Genomic DNA, 24,790 nt, shown 5'->3' with positions numbered 1-24,790 from the left:
GGTCTGCTACGCCTCTCCTGAAGGGGATGCTTCGCGCATCCCCTTCGCTATATTCACCCGCGTCAGCAGGAAGATGCCGACGATGAAGAACACGAGCAGCGAGAGAATCGCCTGTCTCGTAGAACCGGTCAGCAAGCTGACTATGCCGAACAGCGCAGGACCTAAGGACGCCGATACTTTGTCAGATAGGCTTAAGAAACCAAAAAACTCCGACGTACGCTCCTTTGGAACTAATCGGCTATAGATCGATCTGGCAATCGATTGGCTTCCCCCTTGCACCATGCCGACTATAAATGCGAGTGCATAAAAATGCAAGGCGCTCGTCATAAAATACCCTAAGAACACGACTAACACATAGACGCATAACGAAATGTACAAGGACTTCTTCGAACCCATTTTCGAAGCAATTTTACCGAACAAATACGTAAAAGGAATCCCCACGAATTGGGTGATCAAAAGCGCAATGATCAAGTGACTCGTCTCAATACCGATCGTCTTCCCATAGATTGTCGCCATGCTGATAATGGTGGATATCCCGTCATTAAAGAACCAGAAGGCAAATAAATATTTGAGCAGCTCGGGGTATTGCTTAATCTGGCGGAATGTTGTAAATACACGGCGGAATCCATCCTTTGCGTAGAACCCCACAGGTTTCTTCTGTACCGCACCCAAATCTTTAATATTGCGGAAGATCGGAAGCGAAAATAAGAACCACCATACGGCAACCGTCACGAAGACCACTTGCGTTGCCACGGTTTTGCTAGGAAATCCGAGACTCTCCCACATTTCCAACATGACAATGTTGATAGCTAGAAGAACCCCTCCGCCGATATATCCGAACATATACCCTTTAGCGGATACTTCATCCCGGATCTCAATCGGCGCAACATCTGCTAAGATGGAGTCATAGAACGTATTCCCTCCAGAGAAACCGACCACCCCTAGGATAAAACAGCAAGATAAAAGGATGTAATCTCCTGTACCTGTAAACGCCATAAGCAGGCATGCTAGCACGCCGGTATACGCAAATACGCGCAAAAACCGTACCTTGCTGCGGGATGAATCTGCAATCGCTCCCAAAATGGGTGAAATCACGGCTACAATGATCATGGCGATCGTCTGTGTAAATCCCCAATAACTTGATGCTTGATGCTCTGGCAAATTACTCGCCGCAACCGACAGGTAAAAAATCGGCAGCACAGCAGCGATCATCGTCGTAGCAAAGGCCGAATTGGCCCAATCATACATCATCCAGCTGCGCATTATTTTCCGATTCAATGTGAACCCTCCTTTATAAGATGCAACTCCTCATACCTGTCTGCCGCTTTACAGTAACTTAGAAATTTTCGACAGCCATCTGTGCGTTTCCTGCTCGGCAAATATTGATCATTGCAGAAAGTTAACCTATAATGTGAGATAAACATCTGGAATGGGAAATATAATTATTTTATTAGAACGGTCTAGATTGATAAATAAAATATATACAAGGAGGGGTTCTGTGAACATTAGTCAACTTGAAACACTGATCACCATTTCCAAGACAACGAGCTTCCGGAAAGCTGGAGAGTTGTTGAACTTAACCCAGCCAGCCGTTTCAGCTCAGATTAAAAGCTTGGAAGATGAATTCAAGACTGTCCTCATTGATCGTAACCAACCTGTCACTCTGACAGATCAAGGCCATGTATTCCTCGAACATGCGGAGAAAATACTAAAGATCGTCGGAGAACTCAAACAACGTTTGAATGACTTAAGCCATATTCCGCAAGGTCACATTACCATTGGAACAACCACCTCGATCGCGATTCAAATTTTACCGCGCGTACTGTCCTATTTTCAGAATCAATATCCGCTGATTAAGACCTCCATCCTTACCATGTCATCCATTCAAATCATGGCTAGTGTTGAAAGTGGAACGGTCGATATCGGGATCGGCTATCTCTCGGAATCCAATCCAAATCTAGAAACCTCGGTGTTGTACTACGATACATTCGAGCTTGTGGTCGCCCCGGATCACCCTTTAGGCAACCTAAAACATACAACTGTGGAAGCCTTACGCGAAACTCCTTTTATCGTGCTGTCACCGGATACCTTAGGACGTAAATTTGCTGATCAGGTTTTTAAAAATTACAATATTCAACCCCATATCGTGATGGAGTTGTCCAGCAGCGAAGAAATAAAACGGATGGTCGAGCTCAACTTGGGCGCTGCCATTATTTCAAAATTATCGATCGGTAGTGAGCTGCGTCGGGGTACCCTGCGTATGATAAAAGTAAGCGAATTTGAAACCGCACATCCTGTGGGCGTCATTTACAAATCAGGCAAATACCTCAACTCTGCGATGCAGCAGTTTTTAAGCGATCTGAAAGGGATGCCTGAAACCCAATTTATCAGTTCGGAGTAAAGGAGCGAAATCCATATGACAACGAAATTTGATTTGCACACCCACCACTTCCGCTGCGGTCACGCAGACGGTAACATCGAAGATTACATTCAGGCCGGCATTCGTGAAGGACTTCAGGTCATCGGCATTTCCGACCACTCCCCCTACTTCTATGCTGATGAAGAGCAGCTGCACCCCGGGATCGCAATGGCAAAAAGCGAATTTGTGAATTATGTGGATGAAGTCCTGCAGTTAAAGCACAAGTATGAAGGTCAAATTGACGTCTTGCTAGGCGTAGAATCAGACTTTTTTCCAGAATATGCGTCCATCTATCAACAAATATATGCGGAGTACCCCTTTGACTATGTAATTGGTTCCGTACATCTGACGCGCGGGATCAGTATATTCAATAAAAACCGTTGGAAAGATCTAAGTGCCGCTGAACATAAGAAGGAGAAAGCGCATTATTACGAACTCATACGGGATTCTGCGAAAAGCGGGATCTTCCAAATTCTCGGTCATATCGATGCCATGAAAGCCAATTATCCTGATTTTTCTAGCATTCAAGCGCCGGAATCCATTGACGGTGCACTCCAAGTGATCGGTGAATGCGGCGTGGCGATCGAGATCAATACCTCAGGAAAGACCAAACTAGTTGGCGGTTGGTACCCGTCCGATGAGATTCTAGAGCGTGCCCTATTCTATGGCGTGGATGTAACATTCGGATCGGATGCTCATATTCCAAGCCGTGTCGGCGATGAATGGGAACAAGTTCGAACTCGCTTGAAGCAGCTCGGGTTTACGTCATGGGTATATTTTAAACAGAAACAGAAGCAGCGGGTAACCCTTTAAGCGATATTTACAAAAGAACAAAAAAAGAGGACCTACCGAGGTAGGTCCCAAATGTATATTTATTAAAAGGGGGTCTTGTTAGTTATATTAACCTGCCAACATTATGGTGCGATAACAGAAATATTTCATTTGTGTAACAAAATGTTATCACGATGTTAATTCTATCCTATTTATGTGTACAAGAGGGAGTGTGACGACATGTACGACTATCACCATTTAGGTCATGTCAAACAACAAAGCGCATCAAAGAAAACGTTATGGATTACACTCCTGCTCACGTTATTCTTCACGATTGTTGAAGTTATCGGCGGAATATTATCCCATTCGCTAGCCCTATTATCCGACTCTGCCCATATGATTTCGGATGTGTTGGCCCTCGGGCTTAGTATGACGGCCATCTATTTAGCTACCCGGCAGCCGAACGCGAAATTTACCTTTGGTTACCTGAGATTCGAAATTATTGCCTCGTTCCTGAATGGTCTAGCCCTAGCCATAATCGCCATCGGTATTTTTGTGGAAGGTATACGCCGGTTTATTGAGCCGCAGGCCATTGATTTCAAGCTCATGCTGATCATTTCAACCATTGGTCTGATTGTGAACATTGTATTAACGATCGTGCTCAGCCGCAGTATGAAAGAAGAGAAAAATTTAAATGTTCAAAGCGCATTATGGCATTTTATTGGGGACTTGCTGAGTTCCGTAGGGGTCATTATTTCCGCAATCATCATTTATTTCACAGGACTCTACTTCTTCGATCCCTTGATCAGTATGGTCATCGGAGGCATTATCTTCATCGGCGGCGCCAAGATCATTCGCGAATCCTATCTTATACTGATGGAATCGGTCCCAGAAGACTTCAAGTTGGATGAAATTCGTCAAGCCATCCGTAACGTGGAAGGTGTTGAGGATGTCCATGAAATGCATTTGTGGGCGATTTCGACGGAACATTATTCGTTAACTGCCCATGTATTCGCGGACGATAATATTCAACCGTACTGCATTATTCTGGGGATCAATGAAGTATTACAATCCAAATACAATATCTCTCACTCGACCATTCAAATTGAAAATGCGAACATCCTGCCGCATGGCGAATACGGTAAAGCCTTCATCAAGCAAAAGGCTAGTTCCACGCACTTAACGCATTAGAGTTAAATACGTATAAATATACAAAGAGCGACTCACGAAGCTGCAGACAGCCCTCGTGGTCGCTCTATTTATTGGGCTAATTCTCGTACGACTTTCTTTGCCCTAACGGTACGATTCACAATGATAATACCGGATACTACGCTAGCTAACGCAAACAGTACCCCAAGATGTATAGCTTCTCCCAAGATAAAGGAAGAGAGAATCACACCGAATACCGGAATCAAGAATAAATACATCGATACTTTGCCGACCTGATTAAACTTCATAACCATATTCCATAATCCGAAAGCCCCTGCGGATACAATTGCAAGATAGAAGAATATGACCCCTGTTACGATATCAAAATGAAATGGCATCCAGCCGCGGTTAATAACCCCAATGGCGGCGAGCCCAATTCCCCCGAGCATCATTTGCTTCGCGGTTAATTCGAGTACGGATACCTTCCCGGATTCATGCCTTGCCAGCACGTTGCCGAACGCGCCAAAGGCCGCAGATAACAACAAACAGAACTCTCCAAATCCGAATTGGAAGTGAAGTCCCCCGCCTTGTGCGAATCCCACAGCGAATACGCCAGCGAAACCAAGCAACAATCCTACAATTTTACCTCTCGTAAAGGGTTCATTCCGATATATCGCATGCGCAAATAACATTTGGAAAAACGAGGCAGACCCAGAAATGATGGCTCCTTGGATTCCTGAACTATGCATCAGACCGATATAGAAAAATACGTATTGAAGGAAGGTCTGAACTAACGCAATTCGAGATAGTCGCCATACGCCCAGCTTCTCATGACTTACAGTATCAACCTTGCCTTGCCGGGCTTGGTTCCATGAAATAACTTGAAGCAATAGATACAGCAATAGACCTGCTAAGGCGAATCGATACCCTGCGAATAGCAGTTGTTCGAACACATCGCTTTTCGTAATTTGAAGTCTTACATAACTTAATTTAACAAATGGAACGGCGCTTCCCCATAACAGGGTCGCTAATAAAGAACTAATCATAATCCCTGCGGGATGCGTAAACCAACGTTTTGCCTTCACTGGATGATTGCCACCTTTTTAGATTTGGGGGAGGTCCGACTGGCATGTTGGTTTTGTGCAATATAGCAATATGACTCCTCACCATCGACACGAATTCACGCACCTATACTGGATTTATCCAATATACGACGTTGCAGCTTTAGTGGGGCAATATTGGAACAATTTCATGCCATTGTCTCGTCAGACACGCATTTCATTATGCTCCAACCTGGCAGGTTCATCAAGCTTTTTTTACTGCGGTCGCTCATCTTCGAAAGGCCTTGATCGAGGTTTTCTCATTGCAGCCCTTGATATACGCCCGTGCGCAGCTCCCGTATGTACATCTCTTCTTCAGGTATTCCCGCGTCGCGGGCATGTTGAACTGCAAGTTCTATGTCATAAGGCACCCGGACCAATTGCACCGAAAATGGTTCGGTTACGGGACCTCCTACGACACCTTCGAGAATTGCATACGATGCCTGTGTCATATCTAACGCATTCCCGACGCTTCCCACGTTAAATAACATCCGCTGTTCCAAATGCTGGACAAATACATTATGGATATCTCCATACCCTACGACCTCAGGCTTCAGATCCGCTTCCGTCTTCCCGGTCTCTGGCGTATTCTCGAACATGGCGAGTCTCATCTGCTCATCATCCCAAGGCTGAACACGATGATATATGCTTTGCGGTGAAGCGTGAAGCAATCGAATACGTTTGCCGCTCATCACCATGTCGATGCAGAACGGAAGCCCCGCCAAATAGCGCAATCGCTCCTCGCCCAGACGATCTACATGCCATGTGAACAATTCTTTATCCGTCTTTTGCAGACCAATCAATTCGTCCCAATTGCCGCGTACAACTTGGCTGCAGCGCTCGCGTATAATATCGACAGCCTCCACAGGGTTCGGCCCTTTTCCTGCTATATCTCCCAAGCATATGATCTCTTGTATGCCTCTGCGATCAATGTTGCGAAGCACCGCTTCAAGGGCGGGAAGATTGCCGTGAATGTCTGATATGATTGCGATTTGTTGCACGATAATTCCTCCTTGTTGGTATATACCCTATGATTTACGAACTAATATTTACGTATGATGGCTATTCTGAAGGGTGATGACCGTAATTTCAGGTCTGCAGAGAAAACGTATCGGCATGAAGGTCATCCCCAACCCTCGATTGGTATAGAGCTTAAAATCGCTATGTGGGAATGTGTAGAGACCACTTGGATACTTGATCCCCATGATGGGATTCCATGGAGAAGAGTGCATCCAAGGAATTCGGATTTGCCCGCCATGGCTATGCCCTGACAATTGAAGGTCAACCGGATAATGGGATGCTTTATCGGCAAGATCCGGCTCATGGGCCATGAGGATTTTATATTGGTCATCACGTAGCCCGCGTAACGCCACTTCCAGGTTTGGTTTGCCTCCGAACCAATCCTCCAGACCAACAATAGCAAGCTTCTGTCCTTGGAGCTGTAGTTCTACATGTGCATTATTTAATACGATAAAGCCTGCTTGCTTCAAGGCATCTATCGATTTTTCCGGTGTCGTATGGCGATAATCGTGATTACCCAGGACAGCAAATTTGCCGAATGGCGCGTTCAGCTGCTTCAATACGGGAATTGCCGAGGATACATCCACGAACCCGTCGTCAATGAGATCCCCTGTAAAACAAATCACATCCGCATGCTCCTGATTCATTGTATGGACGATCTTCTGTAACCGCTCAGCGTTCATATGGAACCCAAAATGAATGTCGCTGATATGCAGTATTCGCAGATTATGGAACACATCCGGCAACCTTTTACTTTGCAAATTCAGACGTTGAACTTCAAACCAGATCGGCTCTACAAAACGTGTATAAGCTCCACCGGTTAATGCCAAACCAAACAACGACAAAACCGTTCGTTTCAGAAATGTCCGTCGCGAAATCTTATGTTTCCCCATGTTTCCTCCTGTTACAACACTAGCCTCTCTATCTGGCATTATACCCTTTTTTACCACAAAAAGAAAAAAGCCATCCTTAAGGTCGAATGCCTTAATGAATAGCTTTCTCTTCCAGGATATACGGATCCTGTGCCGTTATTCAGGCTGAACTTTATAAATTGCTTTGACTGAAATTAGGAATAAGTGTAATGTCACCTTTGGCTGGTTTACCACCATTGTTCAGAATACCAATGGTCTGAATATTACTTAATTCTACGGCAAATTCTGTATTTGCAAGAACTTCAAAGTTAACTGTAGGCGCATCGTATCTGGTAATGACGAGCAGAACATTGCTACAGCCTTGGTTTCTCACGAGCACCAACGCGTTTAATCCAGGAAAGTTTAAATTTTCATAGAAACCTTGACCTTCCCCAGCATTCAGCCTGAAATCAATTTCAACTTTTGTTGTCATTTATGCCTTACCCCTTTCAATCGAGATAGTATAATATAATAAAAAACTGCAAAATTGCCACGATACTAGCCCTGCTAGGTTCATATATTTTTACTAAAAACCTATAAACCATCGGATGCCCCTAAGTCATTTACCTCTAGTTCTCTATCTTATGAAATGATGATCTCCTATCTAAATAGGTTGAGCAGCCGCGTTGTAGAGGTCGTTTTTATCGCCAAATAGAATTTAAAAACCTTGAACCTTCAAGAATAGGATGAATATACTGTAAGGACGTCATACATCAACATACTTCTGCTGTCTCTTTGGACAAATAAAGCATTAAAGCTTTACACAAAACTATTGCATTATTCGAATTCACCGATTACAATCTCTATTAACCGGTTAAACGAATTTGGAAATTGGATACAAAACATAGACGATGACGGAGAAAAGTAAACGAACAACGGCCTTACAGGGACCGTGTGCCGACCGACTGAGAGCACATGGAAGGAAACGATTTGTTGAAGTTCGCTCCTGAGTTGATCCCTGAACAAGGAATACCTCCTTCATTAGGGTGATCCGTCCGCATGACGTTACCATGCATTGAGCGAGAAAGCCAACACGGCTGTCTAACAAGGGTGGTACCACGGAGTTTCACCGTCCCTTGATTAGGCAGCCTTTTTGTATGTTCAGGGGCCCCGATTGAAAAGGATAACAACGTAAAGTACAAATGCATGTTAAATATAAGGAGTGAATGAGATGAGCCAGAACAGTAAAGATTTAGAACAGTTACGAGATCAGCTAGACGACATTAACATGAAATTATTATCTCTTTTAAGTGAGCGTGCGGTCATTGCCCAGGAAATCGGAATCGTCAAACAGAAGCAAGGGATTCCGAAATATGATCCTGTCCGCGAACGGGAGATGCTTGAAGAGTTAGTCCAACACAATGAGGGGCCTTTCGAAGATTCCACAGTAAAACATCTATTCAAACAGATTTTCAAAGCTTCCTTGGACCTGCAGCAAGAAGACCACAAAAAAATTCTGCTTGTTAGCCGCAAGAAACAACAAGAGAACACCATCGTACATGTCAAAGGCGTGGAGATTGGCGGAAGTGCACAAGTGATGATTGCTGGTCCTTGTTCCGTGGAATCCTATGATCAATTGAAGACCGTTGGAACAGCTTTGAAGGATGCGGGGATCCGTGTGATGCGCGGTGGTGCGTTCAAGCCTCGGACCTCACCTTATGATTTCCAAGGTCTAGGCATCGAAGGATTGAAGCTCTTGAAGCAAGTTGCCGATGAGCTTGATATGGTCACCGTCAGCGAAATTGTTCATCCAGGCCATATTGAGCTGGCAGCGAATTATATCGATATTATACAGATTGGTGCACGGAACATGCAGAACTTTGAATTGCTCAAAGCAGCAGGTCAGGTCGGTGTACCGATCGTATTGAAACGCGGGCTCTCTGCAACGATCGAAGAGTTAATTCTTGCAGCGGAATATATTGTAGCAGGCGGTAACCCCAACGTCATCCTCATTGAGCGCGGCATACGTACGTATGAGAAATGGACACGGAACACCTTAGATATCTCAGCTGTACCTATCTTGAAGCAAGAGACACATTTACCGGTCTTGGTGGATGTTACGCATTCCACAGGCCGCAAAGATATTCTTGTCCCCTGTGCAAAAGCAGCGCTTGCTGCCGGAGCAGACGGTGTCATGGTTGAAGTGCACCCAGATCCTGCAACTGCATTATCCGATGCACAGCAGCAGTTGAACATTGAGCAGTTCCATGATTTCTGGCATCGCGTGAAATCCTCGGGTCTATTCAAAGAACAATGAGTAAAAAAGGCATACGTGTACGAGTACCTTTCTGGAATGATATCTATCCTTCCATCGAAAGTGCTCTACCGTATGCCTTTTGATTTATACTTACATATGATCTGCCTAGCTTATACGCCTAACCACTTCTTGAACATATGCTTTGTTGTTGCTTTGTTCATTTCGGCGATCGACGTCGTGAGTGGAATGCCTTTCGGACAAGAACGTACACAGTTCTGCGAGTTGCCGCAGCCCTCGATGCCGCCCTCTTCCATCAATGCCTCTAGACGTTCTTCCTTATTCATTTCACCCGTAGGGTGCGCATTGAATAAGCGTACTTGCGAGATCGGTGCCGGACCGATAAAGCTGTTCTTATCATTCACATTCGGACAAGCTTCAAGGCATACGCCGCAAGTCATACACTTGGACAATTCATACGCCCATTGACGCTTGGATTCTGCCATACGCGGTCCAGGACCTAAATCATACGTACCATCAATCGGAATCCATGCTTTGACTTTCTTCAGCGCATTGAACATCCGACTGCGATCAATGACCAAGTCACGTACGACGGGGAACGTGCTCATAGGTGCGATTCTTACAGGTTGCTCTAGCTTATCAACAAGCGCGGAACATGCCTGACGGGGTTTCCCATTAATCACCATGGAACAAGCGCCGCATACTTCTTCCAGACAGTTCGATTCCCAGCATACAGGAGAAGTGTTCTCACCCTTCGCATTCTTAGGATTCCGTTGGATTTCCATTAGAGCGCTAATGACGTTCATCCCCGGGCGATAAGGTACTTCAAACTCTTCGGTATACGATTTCGCGTCAGGTTGATCTTGACGAGTAACTATGAACTTAACCATTTTGGATTTCACTTGTGTCTCCGCCATCGTTATTCTCCTTTCTTCTTATCTGTCGAATAATCGCGCTTACGCGGTTTGATAAGCGATACATCTACTTCTTCATAGGAGATACTTGGGCCGTCCGGCGTCCAAGCTGCTTTGGTTGTTTTCAAGAACTCTTCATCATGACGATCCGGGAATTCTGGTTTATAATGGGCCCCGCGGCTTTCATTACGCAATAACGCGCCTTTTGTCATCGCCTCGGATAGTTCAAGCATGTTCCATAGTTGGCGAGTAAAGGCTACGCCTTGGTTATTCCACCGGGCCGTATCCGTCATGTTGATATTGCGGTAACGCTGCTTCAACTCTTTAATTTTGTTAATCGTTTCTTCAAGCTTCTTGTTATAACGAACGACGGTCATGTTATTCGTCATCCATTCGCCCAATTCTTTATGCAGCACGTAGGCGTTCTCCGTACCTTGCATTTTGAGCAAACCTTCGTATTTATCTGCTTGCTTCTTGCTCTCACGATCAAACACGCTAGACGCGATATCTTCCGCCGATTTTTTCAAGCCGCGAATGTATTCAACCGCTTTCGGTCCGGATACCATCCCGCCGTAAATCGCGGACAGCAGGGAGTTCGCACCCAAGCGGTTCGCACCGTGGTATTGATACTCACATTCTCCGGCTGCGAACAAACCAGGGATATTCGTCATTTGATTATAGTCGACCCACATGCCGCCCATCGAATAATGGACTGCTGGGAAGATTTTCATTGGAATTTTACGCGGGTCATCGCCCATGAATTTCTCATAGATTTCAATGATTCCGCCGAGTTTGACATCCAACACCTTCGGATCTTTATGGGACAAGTCGAGGTATACCATGTTCTCGCCATTAATCCCGAGCTTCTCGTCTACGCAGACGTGGAAGATTTCTCGCGTTGCGATATCCCGTGGCACCAAGTTCCCGTAAGCCGGATATTTCTCTTCAAGGAAATACCATGGCTTCCCGTCTTTATACGTCCAGATCCGTCCGCCCTCGCCGCGTGCCGATTCGGACATGAGACGAAGCTTATCATCCCCCGGGATCGCCGTCGGGTGAATTTGAATGAATTCTCCGTTCGCATAATGTACACCTTGTTGGTACACAGCACTCGCTGCCGTACCTGTATTAATGACCGAATTCGTTGTTTTGCCGAAGATAATACCAGGACCACCAGTCGCTAGAATCACGGCATCTGCCGCGAATGTCACGACTTCCATTGTGCGTAAATCTTGCGCAGTAATCCCGCGGCATACGCCTTCATCATCGATGACAGCCGAGAGAAATTCCCAATGCTCACGTTTGGTTACGAGTCCTGCAGCTTCATGACGGCGTACTTGCTCGTCAAGTGCGTATAGCAATTGCTGGCCCGTCGTAGCTCCCGCAAATGCTGTACGGCTGTATTTCGTCCCCCCGAAACGGCGGAAATCCAACAAGCCTTCCGGTGTTCTGTTGAACATAACCCCCATCCGGTCCATCAAGTGAATAATGCCTGGCGCTGCATCACACATCGCTTTGATCGGCGGTTGGTTCGCAAGGAAGTCTCCCCCGTAAACCGTATCGTCAAAGTGCTCCCACGTGGAGTCCCCTTCACCCTTCGTATTTACGGCACCATTGATGCCGCCCTGTGCACACACCGAGTGTGAACGTTTGACCGGTACCAAGGAGAATAGTTCAACATGGACATCTGCTTCTGCTGCTTTTATGGTTGCCATGAGACCAGCGAGTCCGCCGCCTACGACAATAATTTTAGATTTGGACATTCAATTTCACTCCTTAACCGTTAATCAGGGCTGCTGCCGAGTTTACTACATCCGATACTGCTTCGAATTCGCTGCCAGTGAAAGCAACTAGCGATAAGATGAACAAGACGGAAACGATAACGAATACAAACATACAAATATACGACGATACGCGTTGTGCGCGAGGTCCTACCGTAATCCCCCAGCTCACCAGGAACGACCATAGACCATTACTGAAATGGAATACGGCTGCGACAACCCCAATCACGTAGAGAATAAAAAAGATCGGTTGGGATAGAATTTCATTCATATGTCCGCCCAACTCTTCATGTGTTAAATTTCCGAGCGTAACTTGGAAACGTGTTGTGTACAAATGCCATACTACGAAGATAAACGTAATCACGCCCGTGACGCGCTGCAGCATGAACATGATATTGCGGCCGTAACTGTAATTGCTTACATTATTTCTCGATTGATAAGCGATGTAAAGTCCATAAACACCGTGGTAAAGTAATGGTAAGAATATGCCGAAAATCTCTAAGAAGGTTACTAAAGGAAGATCATTCAAAAATTTAACACTGCTGTCAAAGCTCTCTTTGCCTCCCTCAAATGCGGAGTAGTTCGTCAACATATGCTCCACGATAAAGAAGCCTAGCGGAATAATCCCGAGTAGAGAGTGCAACTTCCGTGAATAAAAAGAAGTCCCTTTCATAAGTAAGCGTTTCCCCTTTCAGTCAATACGTTAAATTGGTTCTTTAGCCCTTGGAATAGAATTGTGAATGTGTTGTGACATCTATCATGTTACTCCTTTTTAGCTTATAATGGAAATGCGTATTTTCTATTAGTTTTTATAACTTATTCGCATAAGAGGTGTCGAAATGTTAGAAATGATGCATTATTTTGCGGCTGTCGTGGAACATTCGAGTTTAAATAAAGCTTCTCAGCTATTGAACTTATCACAGCCTGCCCTCTCTCGGAAAATCACCAAACTAGAAGAACAACTAGGCATTGAGCTATTTACCCGAAATGGAAAAAGGCTAGAGCTCACGAGAATAGGGCAGTTGACGTATGAATTCGCCTTGGAGCTGCGCCAAATTGAACGAGATTTGCTGCAGACCATCGCGGAATATAAAGCTACCGACAAGAGCACGATTACCATTGGGGCTAGTCTCACGACGCTCCAATCGACCCTGCCCGACCTGATCAATGTCTTTCTGACGAAATATCCGAATACCGAAATGAAAGCCATTACGGGGAAAACTCATGAGATCGTGACCCTTGTCCGTGAAAAAAAAGTCGATATCGGACTTGTCGCTTCGTTAATTAACGAGCCGAATTTGCATTGTCTGCCTCTATTCGAGGATCACCTCGTCCTTGTACTTCCAAATCAGCATCCGCTGAATAATAAAAAACCGATCGACATTCAACATCTCAACGGATTACCGATGATCCTATTCTCAAGAGGCACATGGTATCGTATCTTAACGGATGACCTGTTCCATCGCATCCGGGTCATTCCTGACGTTCGGATGGAAATCGACTCATTCGAGGCCATTATTCGATTGCTAGCCACAGGAAAATCCGCTACCTTGCTGCCTCAATCCTATTTAAGAACCCAGATGCTCGAAGATAATGGACTTACCGTTGTTCATCTTCGAGAACTTGAACAGACCAAACGGACAACTTCTCTTATTTATGCGGACCCGACTTCACTTAGTACATCAGCTCAGCTGCTCATCCAGGAAGCTTCCAATTATGTGAAGCTCCAATCCTTTGCTGCTAAACAAAAAGCCATGGATCGTCATTGATCCATGGCCCACACAAATTCATAATATACAACAACAGCCAGGACCCTATGTCCTAGCTGTTTTGCCTTCCATCTATTTGCCATACTTAATTGTCATGCCTCACTTCAAGTCCTAATTTCCGGGCAACCCACGCGGTCGAACTAGCTTGGACGAGAATCGTCAGCATAATCGCCATAAATGTAACGGAAGCAATAATATCAGCATGCTTCACCCCGGAAGCAACAATCATCCCCGACAATGCCGCAGGAATGACGCCGGTCTCCCGCACCCATACCATAAAAGCGAGTTCCTTCCATGTCCATTTCGCCTTACGATCAGGCCATGCACAGGAGATAATCGTTAGAGGACGAGCAACGAACATCAGAATTAAAACCACAGCAAGACTTGGCCAGAAGTAGGTAAGCAATACCTGAAAGTTCACCTGACTGCCCAAGAGAATAAATATCAGCATGCGCATTAGTACGGTCACATTATCTGCAAAATGGTCCATCTCTTGCCGCTTCTCATGCATCGATAAGCCGAACGTCTTCTCGTTTCCCCAGATCAACCCCGCAACAAATGTCGCCATAAAGCCGCTGACATGCAGTAAATCACCAACAAGATAAGCACTCAAGGATACAACCACCATCACAATTGTTGTGTATTCCTTCAGTAGAGCATATTTAGCATGACCGGTCAGATAGGTAAAAGGGAATGCCACGATCGCCCCAACGAGCACACCGCCGATCGCTGTTTTTAGGAAATCATATATCATAGGTCCTGCTTCTAAGCTGCTTTGCCCTAATACAACGGCTAATAACGTAAATGTAAGGATCGAACCTGTCGCATCATTAAAGGCTGATTCGCTCTCCACAGTCTCACGAACCTTATCCTGAATCTTAACTTGGCGAAATACCGGAATAATCGAAGCTGGATCTGTCGAAGCAATGACCGCGCCAACCAAGAACGAAAGAATCCAATGCAATCCAAATAACAGATGAACGCCGACACCTACAACCCCGATCGTTACAAGGACTCCCGGGACGGCCAACATCGTAATGGTAATCCAAACCTTTCGAAGTCCTTTCAATCCGATATTACGTCCACCATCAAACAAAATAAGGGTCGAACCTGCTGTTAGTACCGCTTGATTGAATAAGGAGCTGCTCGTCTCATGAATCCAATGTAAGCCTTGACCAAGCAGCATTCCCATCGCGATGAACACAACCACATCAGGCAGCCGTAACCACGAGGCAATTTTTCCAGCTATCATCCCTGCTAAGAAGATCATAACCAATACGATAAGAATATGGTGAATAATGATCGTTGTCGCTGATTCCATCCTTATCCCTTCCTCATAAATGCTGTCTGATATAGCTAAGTCAATTGAATTTGTTCTTCTGTCAGCTCTTCCTCGAATAATTCGATCTGCGCATTAGATCCGATGATCACCATAATATCATTCTCTTCCAAGACTTGCTCCGCTGTGGGTACTACGACCACACCTGTCTTCTTATGAATCGCCACGATACTGCATCCGAATCGCGAGCGCGGGCTTAAGTCTTGGAGGGATATCCCATGCAGACATCTAGGCACGGATAATTCCACGATCGTATAGTCTTTAGACAACTCGATATAATCCAGTAAGTTGGGGGACACCAATTGGTGCGCCACACGTATCCCCATATCTCGTTCGGGAAAAATAACGCGATCCACGCCAATCCGTTCCAGAACGCGACCGTGAAGCTCCGTGATCGCTTTGGCTACCACCTTTTTCACCCCAAGCTCCTTCAATTGAATCGTTGTTAAAATGCTTGTCTGTATATCGTCACCGATCGCAACGACGCCGCAATCAAAATTACGGATCCCGAGGGAACGGAGCGTCTCGACATCCGTAGCATCCGCTACGACGGCATGCGTTAGCTTCCTATTCATATTATCGATAACTTCCTCGTCTTTATCTATACCTAACACTTCATGTCCTAAAGACATTAATTCCTTCGCAAGGCTTGAGCCAAAACGGCCAAGTCCGATGACTGCAAATTGATCTGTTTTCATGTGATTCGTATGCGCTCCTATCCAATAATCATTTTACCTTCGGGATGGCGATATAATTCTTTTTCTGTCTTCGGACCTAACGCGTACGCAAGGGTTAATGGTCCTAGCCTTCCCATAAACATCATTAAACATATAATAACCTTCCCAAATACCGTTAAATCGGCCGTTAAGCCCATCGTTAACCCCACCGTGCCGAACGCGGACGTTGTCTCATACAAAATCATCAGAAATTGATGATCCTCCGTCGTGGATAAAAGCATGGAAACAAACACGACCAGCATGAGCGAGAGGAACGTTATCGTTAATGCCTTGAAGATACGTTCTTTAGCCAACCGGTAGCGGAACATCACCACATCTTCTTTTCCCCGTATCATCGCAATGATCGCACCAATGAGGATCGCAAATGTCGTTGTTTTGATTCCACCGCCGGTCGAGCCTGGAGACGCCCCAATGAACATCAAAATAATCATAAAGAACTGCGACGCCTGACGCATACTGCCGATATCCACCGTATTGGCCCCAGCCGTACGCGGAGAAACCGATTGGAAAAAGGAGGCTAAGATCTTTCCTCCGATATGAAGTGGTCCCAAGGTTTTCGTATTGGTGAATTCAAATATAAAAATAACGATCGCACCAAACACAATCAAAAAACTGGTCATGGATAAGACCACTTTTGTATGTAAAGAGAGCTTTTTCTTATTTCTATAATCCACCACATCCGCCATGACAATAAATCCGATCCCGCCGAAGATAATAAGTAGCATCGCGACAATATTGACAAGCGGATCGTTCACGTAGGCGACAAGGCTCTGATAATGGCCAAAGATATCAAACCCGGCATTGTTAAAAAATGACACCGCATGAAAGATACCAAAATAAACGGCTCGACCGAGCGGCATGTCAAAGGACCATCGAATGGTGAACAAGAGAGCTGCCACCGCCTCAATGGTCATGGAGTATATTAATACGCGACGAATTAACCGCACAATGCCTTCCATACTGGATTGGTTCATGGCTTCTTGAAGAATCAACCGCTCGGATAACGATATTTTCTTCTTGAACGCAAGTGCAAATAACGTTGCCATGGACATGAACCCAAGTCCGCCGATTTGAATCAGACACATGAGTACCACTTGCCCAAATACGGTAAAGTGAGTACCCGTATCTACGACGATCAGCCCCGTTACACACGTTGCGGAAGTTGAGGTAAATAGGGCATCGATGAACGTTAAAGGTTGACCATTCGTGTTAGAGATAGGGAGCATTAGCAGGCAAGCACCCAATAAAATAATAAACGCAAATCCAAGGGTTAATATCCTAGGTGGACTTAACACGAAAATCCTTTTGTGTAACTTCGTCACCTTCACGCATCCTTTCACAATAAAAAATACAAAAGCAAGTATACTGCATCCGTACCCTTTTGTCATACAATGAATTTGGACATGGATTCCATCATACGCTGGTGTTGGACCTATGAACTATGATATTTTTACTAATAAACGTACCCATAGGAGGATTGCAATGAATCATCTCGGCAACCGACTTCAGTTAATCGTGAATCGAAAAGCCTTACTCATTACCGGTCTTATCGGATTTCTTATTTTTGTGCTCCTGCAGGTCGTACCTGCTTTTTCACCTCAAGCGCTCGATTTTCAACAGCATGCTGCGATTTCGAAGGACGAGGCTGTCCAGAAAGCGATTGATTTTACCGAACAGAAATGGAGCTTTGCCAAGGTAGACCCTGCACATAGCAACGTCTCTTACGCAACGGATTCCGAATTATACGGGTATCTCGTCGCTAATAAGTTGTTAGAGAAATATCATGATACATTCAAGAAGAAATACCCTTACGAGTATTATCGGGTCGAACTGCCGGATGTTGATAAGACAATGATGTCTTATTACGTCTATCTTGATATGCAGACAGGTAAGGTGATCTCCTGGAGTGGATATTTCCCACTAGCCGTCCCTATGCAAACCACGACCGATGAGAAAATAGAAAAAGCCAAGGTATTTGCAGCAGAACAAGGGTATGACAAAAATATGTTGACATTCAAAGGATCTCGGGAAGATCGCAAATTAAGCGATCGCGTGGAGATTCTTCTCGAGGATACCACACGACAAGTGGGCGATTCCCGCTTGAACCTGACCATAGGCTTCACAGGAGACACTGTTAGTTCGTTTACCCCCTCATTCTCTGTACCTGAATCACATCTTCAATATGTGAATCAACAGAAAAAGAACGCCAATTGGATGACAGGGCTTGGGTTCTACCTCCTAACGCTGGTATTATCGATCCTTGCCATTGTGTATAGTGCCTTGAAACGCCGCTATACTTCATTCAAACGCGGCATCTTCTTGGCCATGCTGTATACCGGACTGAACTTGTTCTCGTACTTTAACATGATGCCTGCCTTAAAAGCGATGACCGGAGATGCGCCATTCAACCATTCGTTATTCATTGCAACCACCATTCTGCAATGCATCATAACAGTCATTATGGGTATTGGCACGTATTTCTCCTTCGTTGGAGGCGATGGTCTATGGCGTGAACGCGGTCTCAATCCTTGGCCTCGCTTCCGTGAGCCGGGATACGGCGACTATATCTTCCGCAGTATGGGCGTTGGCTATATTACTGCCTTTATTCTGCTCGGACTCCAGGTCGTTATTTATATCACGTTATCCTTAACCATTGGAACGTGGTCAACAACCGACGCAACGCAGTCCACCTATAACATGGTGTATCCGCTGCTGTTCCCGCTGATGGCTTGGGTCGCTGGGATCGGTGAAGAAGCAACCTACCGGCTATTTGGGATTATTATGCTAAAGAAGATCGTTCGCAATACATTTTTAGCTTGCCTGATCCCGACATTGATATGGGCGTTCGGTCATACGCTGTATCCGATCTACCCGACGTATTCCCGTCCGATTGAGTTGATTTTCCTTGGCTTAGGATTTTCGTTCATCTTCTTGCGCTACGGATTCATCACAGCTGTATTCGCGCATGTCATCTTTGACAGCATTGGGATGGGAATGAGCCTTGTATTCATGCAAAACGGACCGACCTATACGTTGATTGGACTCGGTTATATGATCTTGCCTGCCATTGTCGCATGGGTCATTCGCTTCTTCTACCGCTTTCGTTATCCGCACGACGGCAAACCGGAGCAACAAAAAGAACAACAAAAAGAAGAGCCGTATATTACGACTCCTCCTGAAGCGCTTGTATAATTTGTGTGGCGAGCTTCTCGCCAATCGAAAGGGGCCGGAAGTCTTCGACGGAGGCCTCTTTTATTTTTTTCAATGAACCAAAGTGCTTAAGCAGCGCCTTCCGGCGTTTCTCCCCAATCCCGGGGATGGAATCCAATTTGGAAGTCACCATCGATTTGGCACGCGTCTCACGATGGAACGTAATCGCGAAGCGATGGACCTCATCTTGAATCCGCTGCAAGAGATAAAACTCCTGGCTGTCTCGACGCATCGGAATGACCTCTGGCGGATCGCCAACCATGAGTTGGGCTGTTCTATGCTTATCATCCTTCACAAGCCCGCAGACGGGAATATAGAGCCCCAGTTCATTCTCCAACACATCGACTGCCGCAGAAATTTGTCCCTTACCGCCGTCGACCACAACGAGATCAGGCATCGGCAGGTTTTCTTTGAGCACCCGTTCATAACGGCGTCGAATGACCTCGCGCATAGTACCGTAATCATCGGGACCGACAACCGTCTTCACTTTATATTTGCGATATTCTTTTCTTGCCGGCTTCCCGTCAATGAAAACCACCATCGCCGAGACTGGATCTGTACCTTGAATGTTCGAGTTATCAAAGGCTTCAATCCGACGCACGGTCTCCAAGCCGATCCATTGTCCCAGATTCTCAACCGCCTTGATGCTGCGTTCTTCATCCCGCTCAATCAGCTTGAACTTCTCATCAAGAGCAATCCGCGCATTCTCCATCGCCATGGACACGATCTTCGTCTTCGAGCCGCGCTTAGGCACATGAACCTTTACTTTGAGCCATGCTTCTAATGCATCTGCCGCACTCTCTTCCGTACCATCATGCGCTGGATCTAGTTCCCCATCTGGCAAGTAAATTTCTCTAGGCAGCGCAGTATTTTCACTATAATACTGACTGACAAAGGTCATGAAATCATCATAAGCGTTCCCGTAATAAGGAAATGTGGACGAGTTACGCTGTATCATTTTACCTTGGCGCATATATAGAATCTGAACGGACATCCAGCCTTTATCGACGGCATAACCGAAGACATCACGGTTCATCTGATCGACGGTTGTAATGTTCTGCTTCTCCATCAAGGCGTCGATACTGATGATTTGATCGCGTAATTCCTTCGCTCGTTCGAATTCTAAGGCTTCGGCCGCTTCCCCCATCTTCTGCTGCAGCTCCTGCTTAATCTCCTCATGTCCACCATTTAGGAACCGCGTAATCTCCTCAATCATCGAGGCGTTCTGTTCCGCCGTGACTTCTTCAATGCAGGGACCTAAGCATTGTCCCATATGATAGTATAGGCAAGCTTGACTTGGGATGGTCACGCATTTACGGAGTGGATAGAGTCGATCCAACAACTTCTTCGTCTGCTGTGCTGCAAACGCATGCGGATAAGGACCAAAATATTTTGCTTTATCTTTAAGCACACGGCGCGTAACCTCTAACCGTGGATGCTTGTCATTTGTAATTTTAAGATACGGGTACGTCTTATCATCCTTAAGTAAGACATTGTAGCGCGGATAGTGCTCTTTAATCAGATTACACTCCAGAATGAGTGCCTCCATGTTGCTTGCCGTAACGATATATTCAAAGTCGCGAATGTCGGACACCAACCGCTGCGTCTTCCCATCATGACTGCCGGTAAAATACGAACGGACGCGATTCTTCAACACCTTCGCCTTACCGACATAGATGATTGTACCTTCGCTGTTCTTCATCAAATAACAGCCAGGCTGATCCGGAAGCAGCGCAAGCTTGTTGCGAATGCTTTCTTTCGCTTTTTCGAAATCTTCTGGATGCTCGATCATCATTTCCTCTTCATCTCCCCTAAAAGACCGATCAGGATTCAATTATATCAAACCCACGTTCGTATTCCTACGAGGAAATTTTTCAATTAACGGATGCAGGCAGGCGCATTCCAATCAGCTTATTTTCCGCTTGAATAATAATCATTGAGCCCGATTTCAGGGTAGGGCCATAGAAACGAGCGCCTGTACGGATTTTGAATAGCGGCTTCGTCGTCTTAAAATCAATGCCATACATTACCCCATCCGTTTGCGCGCGATATAAATTATTGCATAAATCTTTAGACGCAGGAGAAGATCATTTTTTTAACGGTGACACAATAAGAAACGTATACGGCGTCCTTACATAGATTGTAATTTCCTCAAATCTAATTGGCATGCAGATGCAAGGTGTCATGACAATATTCGCTGTCAATCTCAGATGAATGATGGGCTTGATGCTATGTTGGATGTATGCAGGATAGGATGTCCAGATGAGCTATGTTACTCATCTATATTGGATGAATACAAGATAGGAGGCGCGAATTAAGGACTACTGGCGTTTTTCATCCTCTTATATTGGAAATATCCACTATAGAGTCTAAAATGTAGGCAAATCAATTAAAGTTATTGGATTTATCCAACATAGCAATCATCATCTTGATCTTCCCCGAAATTTATCATGCCGAGACGAAACGTATACGGTGTCCTTTCAATGACGAAAAGCGTTTCTGCACGAAATATGAGAAAACCAAACCTATAGAATTTTTTAGTTTCAATACCTCGAAACGTGTATGAATTCTATTGTGGTCCAAAAAAAGAAGCCCTCTCAGTAACCCGAGAAGGCTTCTTGCAGATCCAAGGATCTTATTGGTGTTTGCCGATCATGCTTTTCAAAGCGTCTTTGGAATTCAAACCAACGACTTTATCAACAGGTTGACCGTCTTTGAATACGATCAATGTCGGGATGCTCATTACGCCGAAACGGGAAGCCGTTTCTGGGTTTTCATCCACATTCACTTTAGCGATTTTTAAGGAATCGCCGATTTCTGCATCTAAAGCTTCAAGCTCAGGAGCAAGACGTTTACAAGGTCCGCACCATGGAGCCCAGAAATCAACAAGAACAACGCCTTGACCTTCGATTTCTGTATTAAAAGATTGATCTGAAACATTTACGATTGCCATGAGAATGTCCTCCCTTTATATAGAACCCTAATATTTTAGATATTCATCAACCAAAGTATACCACTAAAATTTGTTTTTGTGAAATGACTTAAGTTTGTCACTTTCGGTTACTTTACAAGACAACGGCATTTTCGTTATACTAATAGTAATATTTGGATTTGACTTTTGTGATACATATCATTGCAAGTCATAATCCGGTCGTCAGGAGGCAGGTCATTATGGAAGCAAACATCAAATTGTCCACGATCGATCCACGGGAACATGTGAACGAGGAAATTCGTAACGATTTCTCCGACGTATTCATGGGCTTTACCATGATGTTCGGATTCATGTTTCTTGTGTTCTTCGTCATGGTCATCATTAAATTTGTGATCAGCTAATGCGTGGAACAGCCTGAATGAACAAAGTCTGAACCCGCCATTCTATAGAATGGGGTTCAGACTTTTTTATTATACATACATCGCTATGATTTTTCCGCGGCCAGTCTGTCCGGTTGTGCTTTGGAGGAAGGAGTATTCGCATCAAAACGCTTGCGTTCTGTGCGCTCCATTTGTACGATCTTCCCGTCATGAACTGTAATTTGTACGGAACCGTATTCCATGCCATTCAACAATGCTGCAATTTGATCACGCCAGCGCTCATCGATTTCCAACGGTCTCCCCATACGAATCCTCCCTTTCCAAAATTAAATATACTCATATTCCGACATATTTACTGTGTTTTACCAATTCCATCATATCATCAACATTTTAAGGCGTCAATTTATACTTTTTTGACTTGCGGCAAGCCGTTGTTGACGTTTCTCAACGGCACTTTTGGCGATTAATGTGATGAGTGCAAGCAAGACGAGCAAGGACGCTACGGCGAAGGCTGCCGAGAATTGATACTCGTTATATAGAATCTCGATATGCAGCGGCAGCGTGTTCGTCTCGCCCCGAATATGACCCGAGACAACCGATACCGCACCGAATTCGCCAATCGCACGCGCATTACATAAGATGACGCCGTATAGCAGCCCCCATTTGATGTTCGGCAACGTAATATGCCAGAAGATTTGCCAACCCTTCGCCCCTAGACTCGCTGCCGCTTCTTCCTCTTGCGGCCCTTGGGCCTGCATCAGCGGAATCAATTCTCGGGCAACGAACGGAAAGGTCACAAAGGTGGTCGCCAAAATAATCCCCGGCAGCGCATAGACAACTTGCAAATGGTATTCCTCTAAGAGCGGACCGAACCATCCCCTTGTTCCAAAGATGAGGACGAATACTAATCCGGATATAACCGGGGATACCGCGAAAGGAAGATCGATCAACGTCAACATGACATTTTTACCGCGAAACTGAAACTTCGTAATCGCCCACGCGGCCGCTACGCCAAATAACGTGTTCAAGGGTACGGCGATCACGGCAACGATCAAGGTTAACTTCAGGGCCGATACCGCATCAGGTTCCGTAATCGCTGCGAAATATACCTCAAGCCCTTTCTTAAGCCCCTCTATGATGACCGTTAGGAGAGGAAGGATCAGAATCAATCCTACAAATAACAAGGCCAATGTAATCCATATCCACCGAAAAGGCGCCGTTTCCGTTACATGCCTTGGTCTAGCGGAGGCTGCCTCTTTGGATCCTACCATCGTTGTTGCACCCGCCATAATCCCCCTCCTCCTAACTCGCGATCACACGACGCTGGCTGCGCCACTGCAAGAAATTGATAACTAATAACATGACAAAAGAGATGCAGAGCATGAGCAGCGCAATGGTCGTCGCCCCAGCATAATCGAATTGCTCCAGCTTCGTCATAATTAAGAGCGGGGCAATCTCCGTCTTGAACGGCATATTCCCCGCAATGAACACCACGGAACCATATTCCCCAATGGCCCGGGCAAAAGCAAGGGCAAACCCCGTCCATAGCGCAGGCGTTAACTCGGGCAAAATAACCGCGCGAAACGTTCGCCACCGATAAGCACCAAGCGTAACGGCTGCTTCCTCAATCTCCTGATCCAGCTCTTGCAGCACAGGCTGTACGGTACGGACTACAAAGGGTAATCCGATAAAAATTAAGGCGATCGTAATGCCGAATTGGGAGTAGGCCATCTTGATGCCAAACGGTGCGAATAACGAACCGATCAGGCCATTTTCCGAATAGATCGCTGTTAAGGCAATCCCGGCAACGGCTGTCGGCAAAGCAAACGGCAGATCGATAATGCCGTCAATCAACTTTTTCCCAGGGAACTTATAGCGAACCAGCACCCATGCCAGCAGCAATCCAAAAATGACGTTGATCACCGCGGCATAGAAGGAAGACAAGAACGTCACCCGCAAGGATGCGACGACACGCGGATCTGCAATGGTCGCCCAGATTTTCGCCCAACTCGCACTCGCGGTTTCTACGAAGAGGCTCGCGAGTGGAATCAGTACGATAATACTTAGGTAGAAGATCGAAAAACCAAGGGTGATCCCGAAGCCGGGTAGCACTTTAATATGTTTGGCTTTTTCGTGTCTCATC

24 protein-coding genes and 1 other annotated feature are annotated in these 24,790 nt (G+C 45.6%); of the genes, 7 read left to right on the top strand and 17 right to left on the bottom strand.

The features are described 5' to 3' along the window. Positions 1 to 6 precede the first annotated feature (6 nt). Positions 7 to 1,278 carry an MFS transporter gene (locus tag BVG16_RS04855; protein ID WP_078497426.1) on the bottom strand — a complete coding sequence of 424 codons (1,272 nt, stop codon included), beginning with the start codon at positions 1,276 to 1,278 and terminating at the stop codon, positions 7 to 9. Positions 1,279 to 1,498: 220 nt separating this feature from the next. On the opposite strand from BVG16_RS04855, the gene BVG16_RS04850 reads away from it, so the two are divergent. From BVG16_RS04850 to BVG16_RS04840, 3 genes are all read left to right on the top strand, one after another. After that, the gene (locus BVG16_RS04850; RefSeq protein WP_078497425.1) at positions 1,499 to 2,401 is read left to right on the top strand and encodes a LysR family transcriptional regulator; all 903 of its coding nucleotides are present in this window, start codon (positions 1,499 to 1,501) and stop codon (positions 2,399 to 2,401) included. A 15-nt stretch (positions 2,402 to 2,416) separates the two neighbouring features. Next, positions 2,417 to 3,232 carry a histidinol-phosphatase gene (locus tag BVG16_RS04845; RefSeq protein WP_078497424.1) on the top strand — a complete coding sequence of 272 codons (816 nt, stop codon included), beginning with the start codon at positions 2,417 to 2,419 and terminating at the stop codon, positions 3,230 to 3,232. Between the two features lie 198 nt (positions 3,233 to 3,430). Further along, positions 3,431 to 4,381, top strand: a complete 951-nt coding sequence (locus BVG16_RS04840; RefSeq protein WP_078497423.1) for a cation diffusion facilitator family transporter — start codon at positions 3,431 to 3,433, stop codon at positions 4,379 to 4,381. A 68-nt stretch (positions 4,382 to 4,449) separates the two neighbouring features. Here the strand turns inward: BVG16_RS04840 and BVG16_RS04835 are convergent, their stop codons facing one another. The 4 genes from BVG16_RS04835 to BVG16_RS04820 form a co-directional block, all read right to left on the bottom strand. Continuing rightward, positions 4,450 to 5,424: a DMT family transporter gene (locus BVG16_RS04835; protein ID WP_078497422.1), complete on the bottom strand. Its 975-nt coding sequence runs from the start codon at positions 5,422 to 5,424 to the stop codon at positions 4,450 to 4,452. A 275-nt stretch (positions 5,425 to 5,699) separates the two neighbouring features. After that, positions 5,700 to 6,440, bottom strand: a complete 741-nt coding sequence (locus BVG16_RS04830) for a metallophosphoesterase family protein (RefSeq protein ID WP_078497421.1) — start codon at positions 6,438 to 6,440, stop codon at positions 5,700 to 5,702. A gap of 48 nt (positions 6,441 to 6,488) precedes the next feature. Further along, on the bottom strand, positions 6,489 to 7,352 hold the full coding sequence (locus BVG16_RS04825; RefSeq protein ID WP_158081620.1) for a metallophosphoesterase: 864 nt from the start codon (positions 7,350 to 7,352) through the stop codon (positions 6,489 to 6,491). A 151-nt stretch (positions 7,353 to 7,503) separates the two neighbouring features. Next, on the bottom strand, positions 7,504 to 7,803 hold the full coding sequence (locus BVG16_RS04820; protein WP_078497419.1) for a hypothetical protein: 300 nt from the start codon (positions 7,801 to 7,803) through the stop codon (positions 7,504 to 7,506). Positions 7,804 to 8,212: 409 nt separating this feature from the next. Continuing rightward, positions 8,213 to 8,450, top strand: a binding site (T-box leader). Positions 8,451 to 8,541: 91 nt separating this feature from the next. On the opposite strand from BVG16_RS04820, the gene BVG16_RS04815 reads away from it, so the two are divergent. Beyond that, positions 8,542 to 9,627, top strand: coding sequence for a bifunctional 3-deoxy-7-phosphoheptulonate synthase/chorismate mutase (locus BVG16_RS04815; RefSeq protein WP_078497418.1), 1,086 nt, complete (start codon positions 8,542 to 8,544; stop codon positions 9,625 to 9,627). 110 nt (positions 9,628 to 9,737) lie between these two features. Here BVG16_RS04815 and sdhB read toward each other — a convergent pair whose 3' ends face one another. The 3 genes from sdhB to BVG16_RS04800 are packed head-to-tail and all read right to left on the bottom strand — an operon-like array spanning position 9,738 to position 12,953. After that, positions 9,738 to 10,502 carry a succinate dehydrogenase iron-sulfur subunit gene (gene sdhB / locus BVG16_RS04810; protein ID WP_078497417.1) on the bottom strand — a complete coding sequence of 255 codons (765 nt, stop codon included), beginning with the start codon at positions 10,500 to 10,502 and terminating at the stop codon, positions 9,738 to 9,740. A 2-nt stretch (positions 10,503 to 10,504) separates the two neighbouring features. Then, the gene (gene sdhA / locus BVG16_RS04805) at positions 10,505 to 12,262 is read right to left on the bottom strand and encodes a succinate dehydrogenase flavoprotein subunit (protein ID WP_078497416.1); all 1,758 of its coding nucleotides are present in this window, start codon (positions 12,260 to 12,262) and stop codon (positions 10,505 to 10,507) included. A 13-nt stretch (positions 12,263 to 12,275) separates the two neighbouring features. Further along, complete coding sequence (locus BVG16_RS04800) at positions 12,276 to 12,953, bottom strand: succinate dehydrogenase cytochrome b558 subunit (protein ID WP_078497415.1); 678 nt, start codon at positions 12,951 to 12,953, stop codon at positions 12,276 to 12,278. Between the two features lie 166 nt (positions 12,954 to 13,119). Between BVG16_RS04800 and BVG16_RS04795 the strand changes: the two genes are divergently transcribed. Further along, complete coding sequence (locus tag BVG16_RS04795) at positions 13,120 to 14,049, top strand: LysR family transcriptional regulator (RefSeq protein ID WP_078497414.1); 930 nt, start codon at positions 13,120 to 13,122, stop codon at positions 14,047 to 14,049. Positions 14,050 to 14,134: 85 nt separating this feature from the next. Here the strand turns inward: BVG16_RS04795 and BVG16_RS04790 are convergent, their stop codons facing one another. Genes BVG16_RS04790 through BVG16_RS04780 form a run of 3 tightly spaced genes read right to left on the bottom strand, consistent with a single transcriptional unit; the run spans position 14,135 to position 17,453 of the window. Further along, entirely contained in the window at positions 14,135 to 15,370 is a 1,236-nt protein-coding gene (locus BVG16_RS04790) for a cation:proton antiporter (RefSeq protein WP_078497413.1), read from the bottom strand. 35 nt (positions 15,371 to 15,405) lie between these two features. Then, a complete protein-coding gene (locus BVG16_RS04785) occupies positions 15,406 to 16,086 on the bottom strand; it encodes a potassium channel family protein (RefSeq protein WP_078497412.1) in 681 nt (226 codons plus the stop codon). Positions 16,087 to 16,103: 17 nt separating this feature from the next. Next, the gene (locus BVG16_RS04780) at positions 16,104 to 17,453 is read right to left on the bottom strand and encodes a TrkH family potassium uptake protein (RefSeq protein ID WP_233146891.1); all 1,350 of its coding nucleotides are present in this window, start codon (positions 17,451 to 17,453) and stop codon (positions 16,104 to 16,106) included. Between the two features lie 154 nt (positions 17,454 to 17,607). Between BVG16_RS04780 and BVG16_RS04775 the strand changes: the two genes are divergently transcribed. After that, positions 17,608 to 19,317 (top strand): CPBP family intramembrane glutamic endopeptidase, encoded by a 1,710-nt coding sequence (locus BVG16_RS04775; protein WP_158081619.1) that lies wholly within the window; start codon positions 17,608 to 17,610, stop codon positions 19,315 to 19,317. Here BVG16_RS04775 and uvrC read toward each other — a convergent pair. The 3 genes from uvrC to trxA all read right to left on the bottom strand — a co-directional run bounded on the left by uvrC (position 19,289) and on the right by trxA (position 22,288). Next, positions 19,289 to 21,127: an excinuclease ABC subunit UvrC gene (uvrC, locus tag BVG16_RS04770; RefSeq protein ID WP_078497952.1), complete on the bottom strand. Its 1,839-nt coding sequence runs from the start codon at positions 21,125 to 21,127 to the stop codon at positions 19,289 to 19,291. The two genes, BVG16_RS04775 and uvrC, sit on opposite strands and share 29 nt — an antisense overlap. Positions 21,128 to 21,209: 82 nt before the next feature. Continuing rightward, positions 21,210 to 21,362 carry a hypothetical protein gene (locus BVG16_RS32705; protein WP_158081618.1) on the bottom strand — a complete coding sequence of 51 codons (153 nt, stop codon included), beginning with the start codon at positions 21,360 to 21,362 and terminating at the stop codon, positions 21,210 to 21,212. Positions 21,363 to 21,970: 608 nt separating this feature from the next. Then, complete coding sequence (gene trxA / locus BVG16_RS04765) at positions 21,971 to 22,288, bottom strand: thioredoxin (protein WP_078497409.1); 318 nt, start codon at positions 22,286 to 22,288, stop codon at positions 21,971 to 21,973. A gap of 218 nt (positions 22,289 to 22,506) precedes the next feature. Here trxA and BVG16_RS32345 point away from each other — a divergent pair, with 218 nt between their 5' ends. Beyond that, the gene (locus BVG16_RS32345) at positions 22,507 to 22,668 is read left to right on the top strand and encodes a YqzM family protein (RefSeq protein ID WP_144027297.1); all 162 of its coding nucleotides are present in this window, start codon (positions 22,507 to 22,509) and stop codon (positions 22,666 to 22,668) included. Positions 22,669 to 22,751: 83 nt separating this feature from the next. Here the strand turns inward: BVG16_RS32345 and BVG16_RS04760 are convergent, their stop codons facing one another. The 3 genes from BVG16_RS04760 to cysT all read right to left on the bottom strand — a co-directional run bounded on the left by BVG16_RS04760 (position 22,752) and on the right by cysT (position 24,789). Beyond that, positions 22,752 to 22,952 (bottom strand): YezD family protein, encoded by a 201-nt coding sequence (locus BVG16_RS04760; protein ID WP_078497408.1) that lies wholly within the window; start codon positions 22,950 to 22,952, stop codon positions 22,752 to 22,754. Between the two features lie 93 nt (positions 22,953 to 23,045). Further along, a complete protein-coding gene (cysW, locus tag BVG16_RS04755) occupies positions 23,046 to 23,936 on the bottom strand; it encodes a sulfate ABC transporter permease subunit CysW (RefSeq protein WP_078497407.1) in 891 nt (296 codons plus the stop codon). 13 nt (positions 23,937 to 23,949) lie between these two features. Beyond that, positions 23,950 to 24,789, bottom strand: coding sequence for a sulfate ABC transporter permease subunit CysT (cysT, locus tag BVG16_RS04750; protein WP_078497406.1), 840 nt, complete (start codon positions 24,787 to 24,789; stop codon positions 23,950 to 23,952). Position 24,790: the final 1 nt, after the last annotated feature.

Source organism: Paenibacillus selenitireducens, from assembly GCF_002021565.1.
In the GTDB taxonomy this organism is placed as follows: Bacteria; Bacillota; Bacilli; order Paenibacillales; family Paenibacillaceae; genus Paenibacillus_K; species Paenibacillus_K selenitireducens.
Note: the sequence above shows the minus strand (reverse complement) of the source record. Positions and strands in the feature narration are given on the sequence as shown.